The organism is Leptotrichia trevisanii DSM 22070 (assembly GCF_000482505.1).
GTDB classification, from domain to species: domain Bacteria; phylum Fusobacteriota; class Fusobacteriia; order Fusobacteriales; family Leptotrichiaceae; genus Leptotrichia; species Leptotrichia trevisanii.
This window is the reverse complement of record NZ_KI519450.1, coordinates 17,108-36,442: the sequence shown is the minus strand read 5'-3', so window position 1 is coordinate 36,442 and position 19,335 is coordinate 17,108. Positions and strand designations below refer to the sequence as shown.

Sequence of the window (19,335 nt, the reverse complement as noted above, 5' to 3'; positions counted from 1 at the left end):
CGGCTTTATGATTCTAAAAATATGCGAAATTGTATCATGGGAAGGTGTTCCATGCTTTAAATCCAGCAACTGAGTGAAGTATTCCTGCCTAAGATCAAGAAAATATTCAATTTCAGTGGCATCCTTACAGCCAGACAGGATAGCAAAAATCGACATTATGATGACATCATTCAATTTATACATTTTTCCTTTATTTTTTCTAGTATCTTCCAAATTTTCAAAAAAATTCAATATTTCCAGTTTCATGGCACGACTCCTTTTTTCTTTATTATACTATACTTGGATAAGATTATTTATTTTAAAAAAGAAAATTTTAACATGCGATTGCCCTAAAGTATCAGACAGAGTAAAATAGTTAGGGATAAATAAAAAATCTTATTTTAAGTTTTTCATTCAATCCAGAAAGTTACTAAAATAATTTTTTCTTTTTTAAGCAGAAGTGCTCATCGCCGCACCCCTCCACCCCGGCTAGTCTTCGTCATTTTTATGCACTGCCAAAAAACTCGCACTGATTGTGCTCAGACAGTTTTGTCAGCACATAAAAATGCTCCGACGGTTTAAATTCTACTGTTATACAAAAGGTGTCGTGATTTTTTTGGAGTAAAGACGACTGTTTGAGCACGTTTAGTGCGAGTTTCGGCTTTGCTTCAAAAAAATGCTTAGACGAGCGTGGGGATTATAAGGGGAAATGGCGGTCCTTTCCCCTTATGTAAAAAAATAAAAAACTATACTAAATTAAAATAACATCTTGTAATCAAAAATAACCTAAAAAATTTGAAATATCTCCTTTTCTTAAAGCATCTGACATATACAAAAATTTTTCATAATCGTCAAAGTATACTTCTATAAACATTTCTGAAAACATTTTCAATATCTCTTCATTCGGTATTTTCAAATAAACATCATTTTCATTGTATTTTTCTGCCAAAGTCAAGTAACCGCTATGAAAAAATAAACTCCAAATATTTTTTTCAAAATTAGCTTTTAAATTACCAAAAGTCATATTATCATTAATAATTTTTAAAATACTTTTTTTATTCAAAAGTTTTGTGAAATCATCAAAAATACTGTCTCTTAGCTTTTTCAAATATAATTTAATAAGAGCATTTCCACTTGTATTTACCCAATAAGGTTTCAGGTTTCCATTTTTTAAAAAGTTGACAATAGACCACGGATTATAAACTTTCCTATTTCCAAATAAATATCCATTATACCATTTTTGGACATCCTTCAATTCATACTCCAAACCAAAATCTTCAAGCGCTTTCTCCACTTCATCTTCCATAATCCCAAAATATTCTGTAAATTCATCATCTAAAATCGTATGAACTTCTAAATTATTCAATCCAGAAAAAATATTTTCCTTTGCAACCCTTAAGATTCCAGTCATAACTCCCATTTCAAGATATTCGTTATCTTTTAAAACAGCTCCATAAAAACTTTTGAAAAAATCAATAGTTTCATCGTAATATCCCTCGATATAGGAATTTATTATTGGTTGATCATATTCATCTATTAAAACAATCACTTTTTTTCCATAAAAATTATATAAATAATTTGAAAGATCCGCCAACGAATTTTTCCAATTAGCAAGATTAGCCTCCTCCATCAATATCGAATCAAATTTTTTCTTTTTTCTTGTACTAAGTTTTTTCTTCACAAACTCAAATTCATCATACAAGCCAGAAATAATATCTTTGATCATATCAAATCCATTTTTCCAATCTTTTTCCTGATACTTCTTAAACGAAATCGAAATCACAGGAAAATTCCCCTGCATGTCAAAATACTCACTTTTAGAAATATTCAACCCTTCAAACAGTTTCCTGTTCTCATCTTTATTCTTAACATCAAAAAAGTATTTAAGCATCGACATATTCAATGTTTTTCCAAATCTTCTAGGACGAGTAAATAGTTTTACTTCAGAACCATCATTTAAAATATTTTCAATTAGATTGGTCTTATCAAAATAATAATAGTCATTTTTGATAATTTTTTTGAAATCAGATATTCCAATTGGCAGTTTTGCTTTAATCTTAATGTCCATATTAAATTTGCCCCTTTCTTTTTTCAATTATTTCTTTAAGACATAGTAATTTCTTGCTCTGCATATTATCCTTTTTTCTTTTCAATTCCTGTTTTTATTATATCATTTTTTTGAAATTTACCCTATTTAATTCCTCTATTTTCTCTAATCTTTTCTCCACGATAATATTCACCATTCTTATCTTTTGCATAATCATCATTCATTATTTCAAAACTTTCAATATCAGCATTTTTAATTTTCTTCATCATTTTTTCTTTATCTGAAAAATAGAAAATATTTTTATCATCTTTAAAATAATTAAGTTCCATCATATCAAATTTTTTAGGATTTATATTATTTAATTTATTTAGTTTATAATCATTTTTTTCAAAACTAAAAACCGTAACTGTTTTATCATCATCTGTATTCAAAGTATAAACAGAATTTTTATCTTTAAAAATATACGGGTTATTCGTAATTTCTATAAAACTATTAAAATCAATATTATTTTGATTTTCTGAAATTTTATTAATTTTTATTTCATTACTTTTTTCAGTTAAAATATAAATCCCGTTTTTATCTTTTATTATAGAACCATCGTATGCTTCGTCTAATATTTCAAAACTATTTTTATCTACTTGCTCTAATTTATACCCTTTGTAATAAATGGTACTCTGATCTTTTCCAAAATCAGAACTTTCTTTCAACATTTTAAAATTTTTAACATTCGCATCTTTTAATTTTTGCAAATTTCCATCTTTATAGAAATAAACATTATTATTGTCTCTATAATAATTATTTTCAATTTCTTCAAAAGTATTTGTATCAACTGATAAAGGTTCTATTTCAGCTTCTTTTCCTCCAAAATTAGAAATTTTATATAATGTATTTTTTATTTTTATAAAATTATTTTCAATTATTTCAATATCGTCAGGATTAACACCCTTCACTTTTTTCCATTTATAATACAAATTATTCTTATCTTTTTTATATCTTGTCATAGAAATATTTTGATAAGTTTTAATATCCAAATCATCTAATTCATGAAGTTTATAATTCTCTAAATAATATACATTATTTTTATCCTTAAAATAATCATCCAACATTTTATTTGCTATTCCAAAACCTTCTATATCTATCTCATCATTCCTAAATTTTATTAAAGTTTTTTTATCTTCATCAATATAATAGACACCATTTTTATCCTTTATCAAATTTTCAGGTTCTGATATTCTATTTTCATAAATAACTTTAAAGCTGTTAACATCTAAACCTTTTATTTGTTGATTTTCAAAATAGACATAATTTTTATCTTTTAAAATATTTTCACTTAATTCATTAACACTGTTTCTATCTGCATTTTCTAGTTTCAACATTTTATCTTCAGAAAAATAGTAAACATTGTTTTTATCCCGATAATATTTATTATCAAGATAGTTACGTCCATTTATTTTTTCAAAAATTTTTGCATCCACATTTTTTATTTGTAAAATTTTCCCGCCTTTTTGGAAATAAATATCATTTTTATTTTTATAAATAGTTGGATCTTCACTTGAAATTACTTTAAAATCATTAAAATCTATATCAATCCCATTTTCTTTAAAATTTATAATTTTTAATTTATCATAATTTTTTCCAAAAGTATAAATACCATTTTTATCCTTAAAAATTGTAATATAATATCCTTCAACTACTTCAAAAGTTTTTGGATCTATTTTACTTAATTTTTCATCCCAATAATAAACAGAATTTTTATCTTTTGCAATATGATAACCCAAAATCTCAAAAGTTTTCGCATCTGCATTTTGCAACTTTTCTAATCCATTTTCTGTTCTATAGTACACACTATTTCCATGAATTTCATAAAAAGGCATCACACGAATATCTGCATTCACAATACTCCCCACCAAAACAAACAAAAGTAGAATTTTTAATAAATGTCCTTTAATGTTCACAACAATTCTCCTTTTTTATTCTCAAATTTTTGATTTATTAACAATTCAAACAAAATAATTTCTATTATTTAATCTCCATTTCCTTCTCAAAGTCAACTGGATTTTTCCCTTCCATTTTCTTCCCTTCGAAATAAACGTTATTTTTATCTTTCCCATATTTTCCTCTCATTGTTACTCTAAAACTATCTTTATCCGCTCCATTTATTTTTACAAATTTATTTCCATCTATAAAATAAACGCCATTCTTATCTTTGAAATAATTGGAACTGTCGATTGGAGAAGTAATTCTTTCAAGAGTTTCTAAATCAATGTCTTTACTATCCAGTCGAGTTACTTCTATTGTTTTTTTGTTATCTTCAGTTTCAATAAATTTATAAATTCCGTTTTTATCAACTAAAATTTTATCATACGATAATCCGCCATCAAAATAACTAAAATTATCAGAGCTGATTCCTTTTAATTTTTTCCCTTCATAAAAGACGTTATTTTTATCTTTTATCCACATTCCAGATATTACTTTGATACTGTTCATATCTATTCCTTCTACTTTTTCTCCCTCGTAATAAACATTGTTTTTATCTTTAAAAAAGCCAGTAGAATCTATTCGTTCAAATGAATTTATATCTGCTTTATCTAATTTTTTGAAATCACTTTCGTCAAAATAATAAATATTTTTATCATCGCCAAAATATTTCCAATCTAATTCCTTAAGATTTTCAAAATCGATTTTTGCATTAATTGGAGTTATTTTTAAACTTTTTTCATTTTCATCTTCCTCAAATTTATAAATTCCATTCCTATCTTTTATAAAATTGCTTTGTATTTGTTCAAAACCGTCAGCGACAAGCCCATCTATTTTTTTATTTTGATAATAAACATTATTCTTGTCCTTTGCAAAATAAATAGAACTGCTGTAAGGTGAATTTAAAACTTCAAATGTCGCCAAATCAGCATTTTTTATTGTAGAAAGGTTATTATCCAAATCATAATAAATATTATTTTTATCTTTATAGTAACCATTCTCCAATTTTTTAAACGTTTTCAAATCAAGTCCACTTATTTTCAAATTTCGTGTCTTTATTCCAGAATCATCAGAATTTAACAAAATATGTAAACCATTCTTATCCTTTACAATATTAAAACTTATTTCTTCAAAAGTTTTAGCATCAATTCCTTTTAACTTTTTATCAAGAAAATATACATTCTTGTCATCTTTTCCAAAATTGTCAATCAATTCAAAAGTCTTAGGATTTGCACCAATTAATTTATAAAAATTTAATTTTGTATTGATAGAGTCAGCTGATATAAATTCTCTTTCATTTGCTACAATATAAACATTATTTTTATCCTTGAAATAATCTTTAAAAACAGATTTTCCAACAGATTCCAAAGTTGCAACATCCACTCCTTCTGTATTTTGCACTGTTGGTATGAAAGTTATACCATCCTCTGCTCTATCCAAATAAAATACATTTTTATAATCTTTTATAAAATTTAGATCATTGTCTAATATTTCAAATCCTTTCGGACTAATCCCTTTTAACTTCTGTTTATCAACATACACGCTATTTTTATCTTTTGAAAAAATTCCTGGCTCAAATGTATCAGCATCTGCTCCTTCCAATTTTTTTAATTCTTGTTTATCCCCAGTCGTATCAATGTAATAAACTGAATTTTTATCTTTATAAAATGTCCCTTTTAAAATATTTTCAAAACTTGCCACATCAATATTCAAATTTTTTATTGCTCTTATTTTTATCTTTTCATCATCTGTCGTATAAATCTCATAGACATTTTTATTATCCTTCAAGTAATTATCGTCAAAAATTTTAAGTCCTTCAATACCAACAGAATTTAGCTTTTCTCCATTATAATAAACATTTTTCCTGTCTATCCCATAATTTCCATTTACAATTTGAAATGTATTTTTATCAGCATTTTTTACTATTTTCACTTTCCCATTTTCATTATCTACAAAATACACGTTATTTCTGTCTTTTATATAACTGCTGTAAGAAGAACTGTTATTATCCAAAAATACTAAACTATTTACATCAATATTCAAATTTATTTTATTAATTTTTCCATTAGAAAAATAATAAAGATTATTTTTATCTTTTACAAAATCATTCAATTCAAGCACTTTATCAGCACTTCCAACATCAATTCCGCTTTTGATTTTTTTAAAATCATTATCTGAATGATAATAAAAACTGTTTTTATCTTTATAATAGTTAAAAATTCCAAAATACTTAAATGTACTAAAATCAATGTTCAAATTATTTATTTTTTTCACTTCAATTTTATCGTTTTTCCTGTCATACAAATCTTTATTGCTATTAAATGTCAAATAGTAATTATTTCCGCTTTGAAGAATATAATTGTCCTGTCCCATTTCTTCAATAACTCTAACATTATTCGGATTAATTCCGTTTATTTTTTCACCAATATAATAAATTCCATTTTTATCTTTTCCAAATTCCTCGCTCAAAGTAATAAAGCTGTTCCTATCAATATTTGGTAATTTTATAAAACCTTCTCCATCAGGAAAATCATTACTGTATTTAATAACAAAAATATTATTTTTATCTCTAAAATAACGAGTATCTCCCATTATCTCAAAACTTTCCGCATCAGCATCTTTAATATCCTCATTTCCTGTAATGTAAAAAACTCTATTTTTATCTTTTCCTATAAAATTACCAAAATTTTTAAAACTCTTAGAATCCACATTTTCCATCTTTTTACCGTTATAATAAACATTATTTTTATCTTTTGCGATATAATTACCCAAAACCTCAAAAGAATTTTTATCTGCTCCTTGTATTTTTTCCAAATCCTCATAGGCATAGTAAATATTATTTTTATCAACAAAATAATCTATGCTCGTAACATCTTTGCTATTTTCTAAAGCTCTAAAAGTTTTAACATCAAGTCCATCTAAAGATATTTTTTTTGTATTTATTTTATTATCCGAAGATATTGGTATACTATCTGTAATCTCAGCTTCAATTTTATATACATTTTTACTATCTTTTACATAATTTTCTTTTACTGTTTCAAATCCTTCGGGCAAAACATCTTTAAGTTTCTTACCATAAAAATAAACATATTTATTATCTTTTGCATAATAATCACCAATAAGCTCTCTATCTTCCTTTAAAGGTTCAAAACTTTCAATATCTACATCTTTTACTTTCGACTTAATCTCATAATATGGCATTTTATAATAAATTTCACCATTTTCCTTTAAATATTCCGCATTTGCAATGCTTCCTGCTAGGATAAATAAAATTAATATTTTTAATAAATTTTTTCTTTTCATGCACTTACTCCTTTTTTTATAATCTTTAATTTTTAGTAAATAAAATACCTTTTTAACTTTTCAACTTTTTATTCTCTTTCTATTTTTATAAGATTCATATTGTCATCAATTTTATAAAATTCATTATTATATTTTATTTCATTGTCTACAATTTTAAAATGGTTTGGATTAATATTATTTAACTTTTTCCCTTTATAATAAACATTGTTTTTATCCTTTGCATATAAGTATTCAATAACTTGAAAGGTTTTGTAATCAGCATTTTCTATCTTTTTTATTTCTAAATTTTCTTCATCCACATAATAGACATTCTTTTCATCTTTTATATATTCATTACTTTTTTCGCCATTTTTTTCCTTCAAAAATTTAAGTGTTTTTATATCAGCTTCATTTTTAAATTTAATAAGCGTTTTTCCTTTTTTTATGTCATCAGTTTCATCGTAATAATAAAAATTATTTTTATCTTTATAAACTCTCATGGAAAAACTTTTAAAAGTATCCCTGTCAATCGGGAAATCCATTTTTTTCGCATATATTTTTTCATTCAAATCATTTTCATAAACAAGATAAAAATCATTCCTGCTTTTAATTATGTTATCAGGAACACTGCTTAACAAAGTCAAAAAATTAAAATTATTCGGACTTACACCCTTCACTTTTTGTCCATAAAAATACAGATTATTCTTATCTTTCGCATAAAAATAGTCCAAATAAACAAACGTCTCTAAATCAACTTTTTCATCAATTTTTTTCATATCAAAATAAGCATTGTTCTTATCTTTAAAATAATAATCTCCAACCGATTTAAGCGTTTTTGTATCCACATCTTTCAATTCCTTTTTTTCATAAGCATCAAAAACAATTTTCTCATCCTTCACAAAATGGCTTCCAAATATTTTAGCACTTTTAGGATCTATTTTTTCAATCTTTTCCCCTTGATAATAAATATTATTCTTATCTTTTGCAAAATCATTTTCCAATATTTCAAATGATTTTTTATCTATATTTTTTAATATTCTTGTCTTTTCTTCACTCCAGTCCCGATAATAAATTTCTCCATTTCTTTTTATGTATTCTGCATTCACAATATTTCCTGCCAAAATTAACAACCCAAATATTTTCAACAATTTTTTTATTTTCATAATTATTTTCTCCTTATAAAAAGTTACGCTAGTTATTTATAAAAGTCCACAAATCTCAATAAACACAATATTTTAAAATTTATTTTTCTAATTCCAAAACTCCAATTCATCTTCCTCTTCCACAGCCCCATCTTCTTCCTTTTCATCAATATCTCTCAAAATATCATCAACACTCAAGTCGTTCAGTTCTGGATCTATTTTACCAAGAAAAGCTGAAAATTCTTTTTTTACTTTTTGAATACGGATTCTATCGCCGGTTCTTACAATCATCTGATAATTTTCCAAATATTCTGAAATGTAGTTTCTAATTTCTGTATTTACTATTTCGGCATAAATTCGGTTTGCCCTTTCAATCAGCAATTTATCTTTGTTTTGATTTTCTGACTGGATTTTTATTTCTTCCAACGTTTTTATTCTTTCATTTTTTTCTTCTTCGGATAAATCGCCGTTTATAATTAATTTATTTCTCTTTTCTCCCGTACTCATTGCAGTTGCTTCTGCTTCTAAGATCCCATTTATATCGTAAGTAAATCTTACGTTCACTTTTTCATTTCCTGCATTATTTCTTGGCACATTTATTTCAAATTCTCCCAAAAATAGGTTATCATTTATATTCAAGCTTTCCCCTTGATAAATTGCGATTCTTATTATTGTCTGATTGTCTTCTACTGTTGAAAAATACTCCGACTTGCTTGTCGGAACGGTTGTATTTCTTGGAATAATCGGTGCAAATCTCTGTCCAATTACTTCAATTCCGAGTGTAAATGGACACACATCTGTCAAAATTCTTTCCTTAAACGCCTTGTTTCTCTCCTTCATTCCCACAGTTACACCAACGCCGTAAGCTACGACAGTATCAGGATTTTGAGCTATTGACACAAGTTTGTTACCTTCAATAAAATCAGTATTGTCAAAATAAGTTTTTTCTCCACGCATTTTATTAAAATACTTTTCCACAAATTCTTCCACAATTCCCAATTTTACCGCCCCACCGACTAGTACAACTTTCTCAATTTCTCTTGCATCCGTATTTCCATCCTGCAAAGCCTTGTCAATTGCAACTTTTATTTTTACAAGCAATGGTTTTACAACTGCTCTGAAATCTGCCTGCGTAATTTCTGCTTTATAATCTTTTCCTTTAATTTCCAGTTCAATTTCCACATCTTTCAAACTTATCAGTTTTTTTGCCCTATCTGCCTTTGTGTACAATTTTGTTCTTTCATCACGGCTCAAGTCAGATATTGATAATCCTATATTTTTCAAGAAAATTTCACATATTTTTGTAGTAAAATCCTCTCCACCAAGCATCGTATCCCCACTTATCGAAATTACTTCCATAATATCCTCAAATGTTTCAAGCAAAGTAACATCAAATGTCCCTCCACCCAAGTCAAGCACTATAAATTTCAGATTCTGATCTAAAATATGGCTTCCAAGCGACAATGCCGCAGCTGTTGGCTCATTTATAAGCCTTTCTACTGTAAGTCCTGCCAGTTCTGCCGCTATTTTAGTATCTTTTCTCTGTTTATCATTAAAATATGCAGGCACGCTTATTATTGCCCTGTCTATCTTCTCATTCAGCTGCTTTTCAGCATTTTCCTTTAAATGTTTCAGTACAAATGAAGAAAGCATTTGTGCATCAAAAGTTTTATTTTTAATTTTGATTTTTGCTTCCGTTCCCATCCTTCTTTTAAAATTGCTCGCAGTTTCCCCAGCGTTCATCATTCTTCTTTCCTTCGCCAGTTCTCCTACTATTATTCCATCATTTTCATCAATTCCCACAACAGACGGAATCAAAATATTCCCATATTCATTTTTTACAAACTGTATTTCCCCATTATCATCAATATATGTCGCCAAACTATTCGTTGTCCCCAAATCAATTCCAATCATTCTTCCCATTTTTATTCTCCTTCAACAGTAAATTTTTTAAGTTTTTTATAAAATATCAAAAGAAACACTATCCAATATATCTTTTGCATAATTTCTTATCCTGTTGTATTTTATTCTATTTACAATCAGTAATTTTGCAAACAAGAATACGAGTGTTCCATTTAGTGTAAAATCAATTATTTCATATTTTAAATAAATTTTAAAAAGGTAGATCCCTAGCAGCAGAATCTGAATATAAAGCATGCTCGCTATATTTATGCTGTTTCCACGTTTTGCAAGCATAATATCATAATAACTTCTAGCAACTGCCAGCATAATTGAAAAAGTTTTCACTATTCCAAAAGTCGTCAAAACATCTTCATATTCAGCAGGCATCATATCCGTTATTACAGGCAGGCTAAAAATCCATATAAAAACTACCATTAAACTACTAAGAATAAATACAATTCCAAACAATCCAGTTTCCTGATTTTGTATCTCATCATCCTGAAAAATTTCCATCCGATGAAGCATTTCCTTTATTTTTTCATAATGATAGGCAATTCTCTTAAAAGGTACGTTATTTTTTAAGAAAAACAGTAAATGATGTAATTTCCCGTTCTTGTAGCCTTTAGGATAAATGTTCCAAAATATAAAAAACCCAAATATTCCCCATTTTTTCACATTGAAATAATTTTCTACAAAAATTTCAACTGCCTTATTTCTTTCAGATTTCTCATTATTTCTATAAAGTTCTTCTATTTTCTGAAATTTTGTTTTATCTTTTATTAAGTGCAGAAAAATATAATCTTTCTCAAATTTAGTAATATTTTTAGACTGTAAAATCACATTATTCTCATAATTGTCATTTTCCAAATTCAAAATTTCTTTAATTCTTCTTTTCTCTTTTTTACCAAAGCTATCAAACTCCTCCATCAAAAATCTCAAACTTCCAAAAAACATTTTCTCCCCATTCAACAATTTCCCAAATGCCTCTATCCAATTATCTACATTCTTCTCAACCTTCTCCAATTCCCCACTAAAAATATTAGAAAACTCCTCATCTTCATCGTTAGTTATTTCTATATTATATTCATTAGAAAATCCTTCATATTCTTCAAATTCTTCTTCATTTCCAAAAAACTCTTCCTGAAAATCCTCTCCTCCATACTCTAATGCTTTCTCATAAGCCCCATTAATCTTCATAAACATTTCAGGAAAATCTTCAGGGTGATATTTTTTCAGCATCTTGGAATACGCAACTTTTATTTTCTTCTTATCATCTGTCGGCTCTATTTCCAGTATCTTAAACGCTTCACCAAACTCCAAAATCACCACTCCTTACTTTTTTAAAATAAATACATCCAAAACTTTTTTTGAAAAATCTCTTAATCGCTTGTATCTTATATTTGTAGTTACTACCATTTTTACAAATAAGATTATATTTAAAAATATAAATTGAAATATTAACTGTGAATACAGTAAAGATGATATAATTGGTATTTCACTTTCTATACTGCCAATAACAATAAGATTTACAACAAAAATTATACTCATTAAAATCGACAAGTAACTTGAATACCCATACTGCATACTCCACTCAAATTCTTTTTCCCTAGCTATATTAACCCAGTCTAAAATTATGAAAAAAATAGTCCCCAAAATCCCTATGTACCAGTCAACAATAGGATTTAAAAAGAATAAAAATAAAACTATCGCACCAAAAATACTCCATAAATAAGGCGTTATGCGTAAACTTATTCCTACTTTCTTATTATTTTTTTGTTCTCTATCAAAAATTTCTATATATTTATTAACATCAACATATTCATTTCGTATTTTATAAGTTATAAATTTAAAAGTTGTGCCTACTTGCTCTATATCTCTGTAAGGGTATAACGCAATATTCTTTCCAAATAATCTAAAAATTTTAATATTAAAATAATCCTTAATAAATTTTTCATATCCTTTTTCATTTTCCGAAAAATTTTCACTTATAATATTTTTTACAATTTCATCTAAGCCTGTGTTTTCACTTTTACCAGTATCTACCCAATTTTCTCCTAAAATATCATTAGTCATATTAGAATTATTTAGATTATAAATCAAAAGTTCCATTTCAATTCTCGTTATATTTCTCCAAGCATAACCACGTAATCCATTTTTTTGTAAAATTTCTCTAATTTGATTTTTTTCCGAAACATCAAAATTAAAATGAAAATTACGTAAAATTTCTCGATATTCTGCTAGTGGACGTTTTTCAGATAAAAGAAGATTTTTAAGCCGTCCTAACCACACAGATATTGATTTATTTGTTATTTCATTTTGATCAAAAACATTTGAAAAATCTTGTGTTTTTTTAAAAAAACTTTTATCGCTTGAATCATTGCCGGAATTAAAAATTTTATCAAATATATCCTCAATAGAATCCCCTCCATATTCATTAAAATTCGATTGCTCAAATTCCAATGCAATCCCATAAGCCTCGTTAATTTTACTAAATATTTTATCATAATTTTCAAGATTATTGCGATGATACCTCTTTAATAGTTCTTTATAGTTCTTTATATTTCTTTTTTATTTTTTCTTTATCAGTTGTAGGTTCCATTTCTAGTATTTTAAATGCTTCTGTAAATCTATCCTCTGTTCGCATAGAATTTTTTAAGTATTCAAAAATATTAAGTTTTTCATATTTATTTTTATTATCTTTTTTTTCAAAAAACTTTTCCTTTGACTGTCTTTCTTCAGATTTTTCAGTAAATTTATATTCTTTTTTCTCAAATTTTTTTGAATCAAAAATATCCGAAAAATCACTCTCTTTCATTTTTTCTGTTTTTCTAAAATTATGAGTATTTTCATATAAATTTTCAGAAAAATTATTTTCTGCATATCCCAAAGCTTTTTCATAAGCCTCATTAATTTTCATAAACATCTCAGGAAAATCTTCAGGATGATACTTTTTCAACATCTTGGAATAAGCAACTTTTATTTTCTTTTTATCACTCGTCGGATTTATTTCCAGTATTTTAAATGCTTCTGCAAAATTCAAAATTCTTACCTCCTAAATTCCCTTAGTTTTCAAATAAAATGGCATCAGCAATTTAAAGCCCTTTAAAAATTCCTTTGTTAAATCTTCAAGATTTTCAAATTTTTCAATTTCTTCCACATCAAATTTAACAAGCACTTTTCTGATGTTTCCTTCTTTCATATCTTCAATTAACTTTTTCCTATTTTTCTCACTTCCTTCAATTCTATCCAGCATACAGTTTTCCTTACTTTTTGAAAATTGCACGAAATAATAAAGTGGCTTTTTAATAGGTAATTCCAAAACCTTATTTTGTCTTTCAAGGGTATTTTCCCCAATTTTACGTTCAACAAAACTCACTTCTAATGAGATTCCCACTTTTTTAGTTTTTTCATTTTTAAAGACTCTAAGTGCAATTCCAGATTCATTTTCGGTATCTCCTTCCTGCTTCAAAAATACCCAAAGATAAGGACGGGCAATTTGTGCCTGATTCATCCAGCTACTAACTTTCTGCAAATGAAATCCCTCCACATTTTCCTCCACAGCCTTAGCAATTTCAGTAAAAATCTTTCGTGCAGTCTGTCCATTTTCCCTAAAAAGCTCCATATCTTCCTTCAAATCCCCAGCTTTTTCAGGTTTAATATATTTTCTTTCAGCATAGTCTGTATATTCAATTAATGGCTTATAATTAAATTTTTTATTCATATTTATCATTCCTTTTCGTTTAATTTTTATACTAAACCCCATTTAAATGAGGAAATTATTACAAATTTTTCTAATAAAGGGTATAAATCTAATATTTTTAAATAATTAAAATATAATTTTCATTTTTCAACCAGATTCTAGTATAAATAACCCGTCGGAGCATTTTTCTGTGCTGGCAAAACTGTCTGAGCATAGCGAGTTTTTTGTCAGTACAGAAAAATGTCGTAGACTAGCCATAGGTTGTAGGATTTGCGGCAATGAGCAATCCTACGAAAATAAAAAAGAAAAAATATTTATTAATCAAAATATCTAAAAAATAATAAAAAACAATTTAATTGAATGATTATGAATTAACTATCAAACAACCCTACTATAAAAATTTATTCCCATTTTTAAACCGGATTTAGTATTAGTTTTAAAATTATAACATATTTTATTAAAATAAAAAACTATACACTTTCTCTAATAAAAACAGAAAAAATATATAGCTTTTATTTTTGTTTTAATTACTATTAAATCCACTTTCCTGTGATATATGCTCAAATCTGCCATTTACTTTTTCAACTGCACCTATAATTTCTATCAAAATGTCAGTTTTATTTTTAAACAGTTCCCCTACTCCACCAAATTTATTTACAATCGGAAATTCTTGTAATTTTTCTTTATCAATACTTCCATTTTGAGCAATATAATCTACAATATGTCTAACAAAATTTATTTGATTTGAGTTTAAGTTTTCATTACTTAAAAATTCAGAAAATTCTTTTTCAACAGCATCTCTATCCATTCCTATAATTTTAGAAATCATTTTCAGTAACGGAATTTTACCATAAGTTTCTGTGTATTCTTCTTTCGTTCCCAATTCATCCCATAAGATTTTTTCCAAATATTTTATATCATTTAACGACAAAGGAAGATTATTTTTTAGCCTTTTAATAACATCGTTATTTTTAAAATCTTCTAAATATCGTTCCACACGTTTATTATAGTTTACAAGCTGATTTATAATTTTAAATTCACCCGCTGACTCATGCTCGCTGTAATCTACTATTTCGTCTTTAAAATCTGTATAATAAATTTTTGTCGCTGGTTTATCCAGTAATCTTATTAATTCTCTAAGTTCATTTCGTATTTCTTCAAGCTGAAATATATTTATATTATTCCAAAATTCATCTTTTTGAATATCCATTATAAGTTGCCTTTTTTCCAAGACTTTTGGTAATGTCCCTAGTTCACTAAGACTTTCTGCTGTTTCTTTAACTTTATTTTTTGCCTTTAAAAAAGATTTATTTTGTAAATATGCATTTTCAATTGTATATATTAAATAATCAAATCTTTTGGCTAACTCATCACTTTCCTCATAAATTACCAAAGGAGCAACTACATCTTTAATTTCCTTCACATCTTTTTCATCAAGTGCTTCATATTTATCCAATTTTTTATATTTATCAACAATCGCACCTTTCATTCGCACATCAAAACGATTTTCATTTATTCCCAAAATATCCAATATCGCTTCACTTATTAATTTATCTCTATATTCAATAAACGGTTTTTCTTGGTATTTTAAATGTTGCAATGATTTTATTATCTCTATTTTAGCTCCAAATATATTTTCTGAAACTGATTTAGAATTTTTTACCTCTTTTCCATCCCCATTTACTTCAAAAAACTCAAAATTCTTATAACAATCAAAAATTAAAAATCTTTCCTTATCTATTCCAGGCCCAAACAAATCTTTACAAAGTCTTGTTCCTCTACCTATCATTTGCCAAAATTTAGCCTTCGATCGTATTTTCTTGAAAAATACCAAATTAAGTATTTCAGGAACATCAATCCCTGTATCAAGCATATCAACAGATACTGCTATTTGAGGATAAGAATTTTTATCTTTAAATTGAGCAATCATATTATCTACAAATTTTATATTATGATAAATCGCTTCTGCAAACTTTCCTCTATATTCAGGATACAATTTATTAAATCTTTCCACAATAAAATTTGCATGTTTTTGATTTACTGCAAAGATTATCGTTTTCCCAAGTTTATCACCACCTTCGACTTTTAGTCCATTATTCATCAAGGTTTTGATAACAAGATCCACAGTATCTTGGTTAAATAATGTTGTATTTACTTCCTCACTTGAAATCTCTTCTTTTTCTTCTCCATCAAATGTTTCTTCAAATTCTTCCTTTTCCTCTTCACTCAGTTCACTATATTTCAATCCATCTCTTACAATTTTCAATCCAACATCCAGTGGTTTTCCATAATGAACCAAATATCCCTGTTTTATTGCTTCATCCAATTCATAGGCAAATGTCGGATTATCATCTTCCAATTCAAATATTTTATATGTATTTTTATCAATTTCACTTTTTGGTGTCGCTGTCAATCCCAATAAATTTGCATCAAAATAATCAAATATCGCCTGATATTTTTTATAAATACTTCTATGGCTTTCATCAACTATTATCAAGTCAAAATGTCCACTTGTAAAAATTCTATTGCCTTTTTTATCTTTTGCTTCATCAATTGCATTCATCATTGTCGGATAAGTGGAAAAAATCATTCTGCTATTTATATCATCTTTATTATCTAATAAATTGCACAAAGACAAATTTGGAAGATATTCCTTAAAACTGTCCCTTGCCTGTTTTACTAATGCCGTTCTATCTGCAAGAAATAAGATATTTTTTACCCAGTTGTGTCTTGTCAGCACATCCACAATAGAGGCCGCTGTTCTAGTTTTCCCACTTCCAGTCGCCATTACAAGCAGCATTTTTCTACGCCTGCTCTCCAAAGCCTCTGCCACTCTTATAATTGCTTCCTTTTGATAAGCTCTATTTGTAATAACATCTTTTATAGCTAGATTTTTTAGTCTAGTTTTATTTTTTCTTTTAAATATCAATTTTTCTAAATCTTTTTTACTATATATGCTCGAAACTTTCCTTTCAGCATAATCGGTATCATCCCAAATATAATAATCCAAACCATTTGTAAAAAATATTACAGGCCTTGTGCCATATTTTTTTTCAAGTACATCTGCATATTCTTTTGCTTGATTTTTTGCTATTCTAGGATCAATATCTATTTTCTTTGCTTCTATTACAGCCAAAGGCTTTCCATTGTCTCCATACAAAACATAATCTGCCTTTCCTTTCCCACTTGGAGTTGGAATACCTAGAATCTCGACTTCTGGTATACAATTTTTACCTATAATCCATCCTTCATTTTCTATAACCAGATCAATGTATCTTTCTCTTGTTTGAGCTTCAGAGATTTCATCTATTTTGTACTCTCTTTCTTTTTCGTTTACTTTACGTTTTTCCTCATTTTCTTTTCTCAATGTCTGATTTTCATTAGATAATTCTTCAAGCTTTTTATTAATTTCAGCAAGTTGCTTGGATAGTTCATCTTTTTCAGATTGAACTTTAACTATTTTATCATTTTCTCCAAGTATAGATTCATCAAATTCTACATCTGAATAATCTTCTGAATATGAATAATCAATCCATGTAGTAAATGAAAATAAATTTCTAAGACTCAAAACTGCCTCTTCTCTTTTTACAATTCTTTCAGAATGAACAGCTTTATTTCCCAATTGTTGTATGTAAGAAAGTAATCCGCTCATATTATAAGGAATTATATCTCTAAATTTTTTCCCTCTTATCAATGATGCTAAATTTATCTGCGGCGGCATTCTTAATTCACCGTCATTTGCATAAACCCACTTTACAGCAAGTTCCAATGCTTTCCTTGTAAAAGTTACTGTTGCTGAATAAGAAACATTCATAAGTTTTTCTGCTTCTATACAGGCATCAGTAAATACTCTATATCTGTTGTCTTTTTTTAAAAATTCAAAGTTAGACATTTTTCCACTCCTATGTTCATTATTCTAAAATAACATTTTTTATTTATATATATTCGATCGGCAAAACAAGAATATCTTCTGATAGGTAAACTTTATTATCATATTGACATATGATTACTCCTGTCTCAATTTCCTTATCTACTTTTCTTTTGAGAACCGAAAAATTCTTTGCCATCTCTTTATTAGGCGATGCGCTCATTTTAATTTCAATAGGATATATTTTTTCTGCTTCTTCTATTATCAAGTCTATTTCCTTTTTATCCTTGTCTCTGTAAAAATATAGTGGCGGATTTATAATACCGGCATTCAGATAGCTTTTTACTATTTCTGATATTATAAATGTTTCAAAAATATTCCCGGCCTTAGCTCCATTTGCAAGTGTTTCAGGAGTTGGCCATTTTGTAAGGTATGCCAGCAATCCTACATCCATAAAATATATTTTTGGTGTCTTTATTACTCTTTTTAAATGATTATTAAAATATGGTTCCAGTAAATAAATTATTCTTGAAGTTCTTAAAACTGATACCCATCTTTTTACTGTTTCATTACTTATTCCAACTTCATTGGCAACTGCTCCATAATTCAACAATTCTCCGCTTCTTGATGCTAGACTTATCATAAATTTCAAAAATTTGCTTTCATCGGATATATTTATTAAATCCCTTACATCTCTTTCAATATATGTCTGTACATATGATGAATAGAAAAATTCCCATTTCTTTCTGTCGTTAAATATGAGTTCAGGCATATATCCTCTATGAATTCTTTGCCATAAATTTGTATATTCGGTTATTTTTTTTTCTCTTTCAGCGATATATTCTTCATTTGGAATAAAAGGACTATTAAACTCTATATCAAACTGTTCCCTTAAACTTATTCCCTGAAGTTCTAGAATTCCTACTCTTCCTGCCAGAGTTTCAGAAACATTTTTCATAAGAACAAAAGCTTGAGAGCCTGTCATCAGATACATCCCGTCTTCTCTATTTTCATCAACTTTCATTTTCAAATACGGAAATATTGATGGTGCATATTGTACTTCATCTATTATTAATTTTTCAGGATTATTCTTCAAAAATAGTCTTGGATCATTGACTATCTGTTCTTTTAAAATAGGATCATCTAATGAAAAATATTTGTATTCTTCTCGAAACAGTTCCTTAAAAAGCGTACTTTTTCCTACTTGTCTTGGCCCAGTAAGCAGTAATATCGGAAATTGTTCCTTGTATTCATTGATAACCTGTTCTATTGAACGTCTATAATATTTCATCTCTTTCTCTCTTTCGGCTAATTCAATATTTAATCTTATATTAGCCGAAATCATCAAAAAAGTCAAGAAAAACAACACTTCTTTTATCAACTTTCTTAGTAAATTAACAAAAAAATCTAGTATGGAGTTGTAAAGAAACTTTAATTT

The 19,335-nt window shown here is 27.2% G+C and carries 11 protein-coding genes and 1 pseudogene; all 12 read right to left on the bottom strand.

The window, feature by feature from the left end:
• Positions 1-246, bottom strand: a 246-nt coding sequence (locus tag K324_RS0113785; RefSeq protein WP_026749331.1) for a transposase family protein, incomplete at its 3' end; no start/stop codon positions are given.
• Positions 247-769: 523 nt separating this feature from the next.
• Positions 770-2,047 (bottom strand): annotated as a pseudogene (locus K324_RS15060) (AAA family ATPase); the annotation flags it as partial.
• 122 nt (positions 2,048-2,169) lie between these two features.
• A complete protein-coding gene (locus tag K324_RS0113775) occupies positions 2,170-3,981 on the bottom strand; it encodes a DKNYY domain-containing protein (protein WP_026749651.1) in 1,812 nt (603 codons plus the stop codon).
• Between the two features lie 64 nt (positions 3,982-4,045).
• Complete coding sequence (locus tag K324_RS0113770; protein WP_026749650.1) at positions 4,046-7,306, bottom strand: DKNYY domain-containing protein; 3,261 nt, start codon at positions 7,304-7,306, stop codon at positions 4,046-4,048.
• Between the two features lie 68 nt (positions 7,307-7,374).
• Positions 7,375-8,448 carry a DKNYY domain-containing protein gene (locus tag K324_RS0113765; protein ID WP_026749649.1) on the bottom strand — a complete coding sequence of 358 codons (1,074 nt, stop codon included), beginning with the start codon at positions 8,446-8,448 and terminating at the stop codon, positions 7,375-7,377.
• Positions 8,449-8,535: 87 nt separating this feature from the next.
• Positions 8,536-10,350, bottom strand: coding sequence for an Hsp70 family protein (locus K324_RS0113760; protein WP_026749648.1), 1,815 nt, complete (start codon positions 10,348-10,350; stop codon positions 8,536-8,538).
• A gap of 36 nt (positions 10,351-10,386) precedes the next feature.
• Positions 10,387-11,649 carry a DnaJ domain-containing protein gene (locus tag K324_RS15325; protein ID WP_026749647.1) on the bottom strand — a complete coding sequence of 421 codons (1,263 nt, stop codon included), beginning with the start codon at positions 11,647-11,649 and terminating at the stop codon, positions 10,387-10,389.
• A 12-nt stretch (positions 11,650-11,661) separates the two neighbouring features.
• Positions 11,662-12,789, bottom strand: a complete 1,128-nt coding sequence (locus K324_RS0113750) for a hypothetical protein (RefSeq protein WP_026749646.1) — start codon at positions 12,787-12,789, stop codon at positions 11,662-11,664.
• An 85-nt stretch (positions 12,790-12,874) separates the two neighbouring features.
• Positions 12,875-13,369 carry a J domain-containing protein gene (locus tag K324_RS0113745; protein ID WP_026749645.1) on the bottom strand — a complete coding sequence of 165 codons (495 nt, stop codon included), beginning with the start codon at positions 13,367-13,369 and terminating at the stop codon, positions 12,875-12,877.
• A gap of 12 nt (positions 13,370-13,381) precedes the next feature.
• On the bottom strand, positions 13,382-14,050 hold the full coding sequence (locus K324_RS0113740) for a hypothetical protein (protein WP_051354480.1): 669 nt from the start codon (positions 14,048-14,050) through the stop codon (positions 13,382-13,384).
• Positions 14,051-14,552: 502 nt separating this feature from the next.
• A complete protein-coding gene (locus K324_RS0113735; RefSeq protein WP_026749643.1) occupies positions 14,553-17,921 on the bottom strand; it encodes a DEAD/DEAH box helicase family protein in 3,369 nt (1,122 codons plus the stop codon).
• A gap of 43 nt (positions 17,922-17,964) precedes the next feature.
• Positions 17,965-19,335 (bottom strand): ATP-binding protein (locus K324_RS0113730; protein ID WP_211231562.1); only part of this gene is annotated, 1,371 nt, incomplete at its 5' end.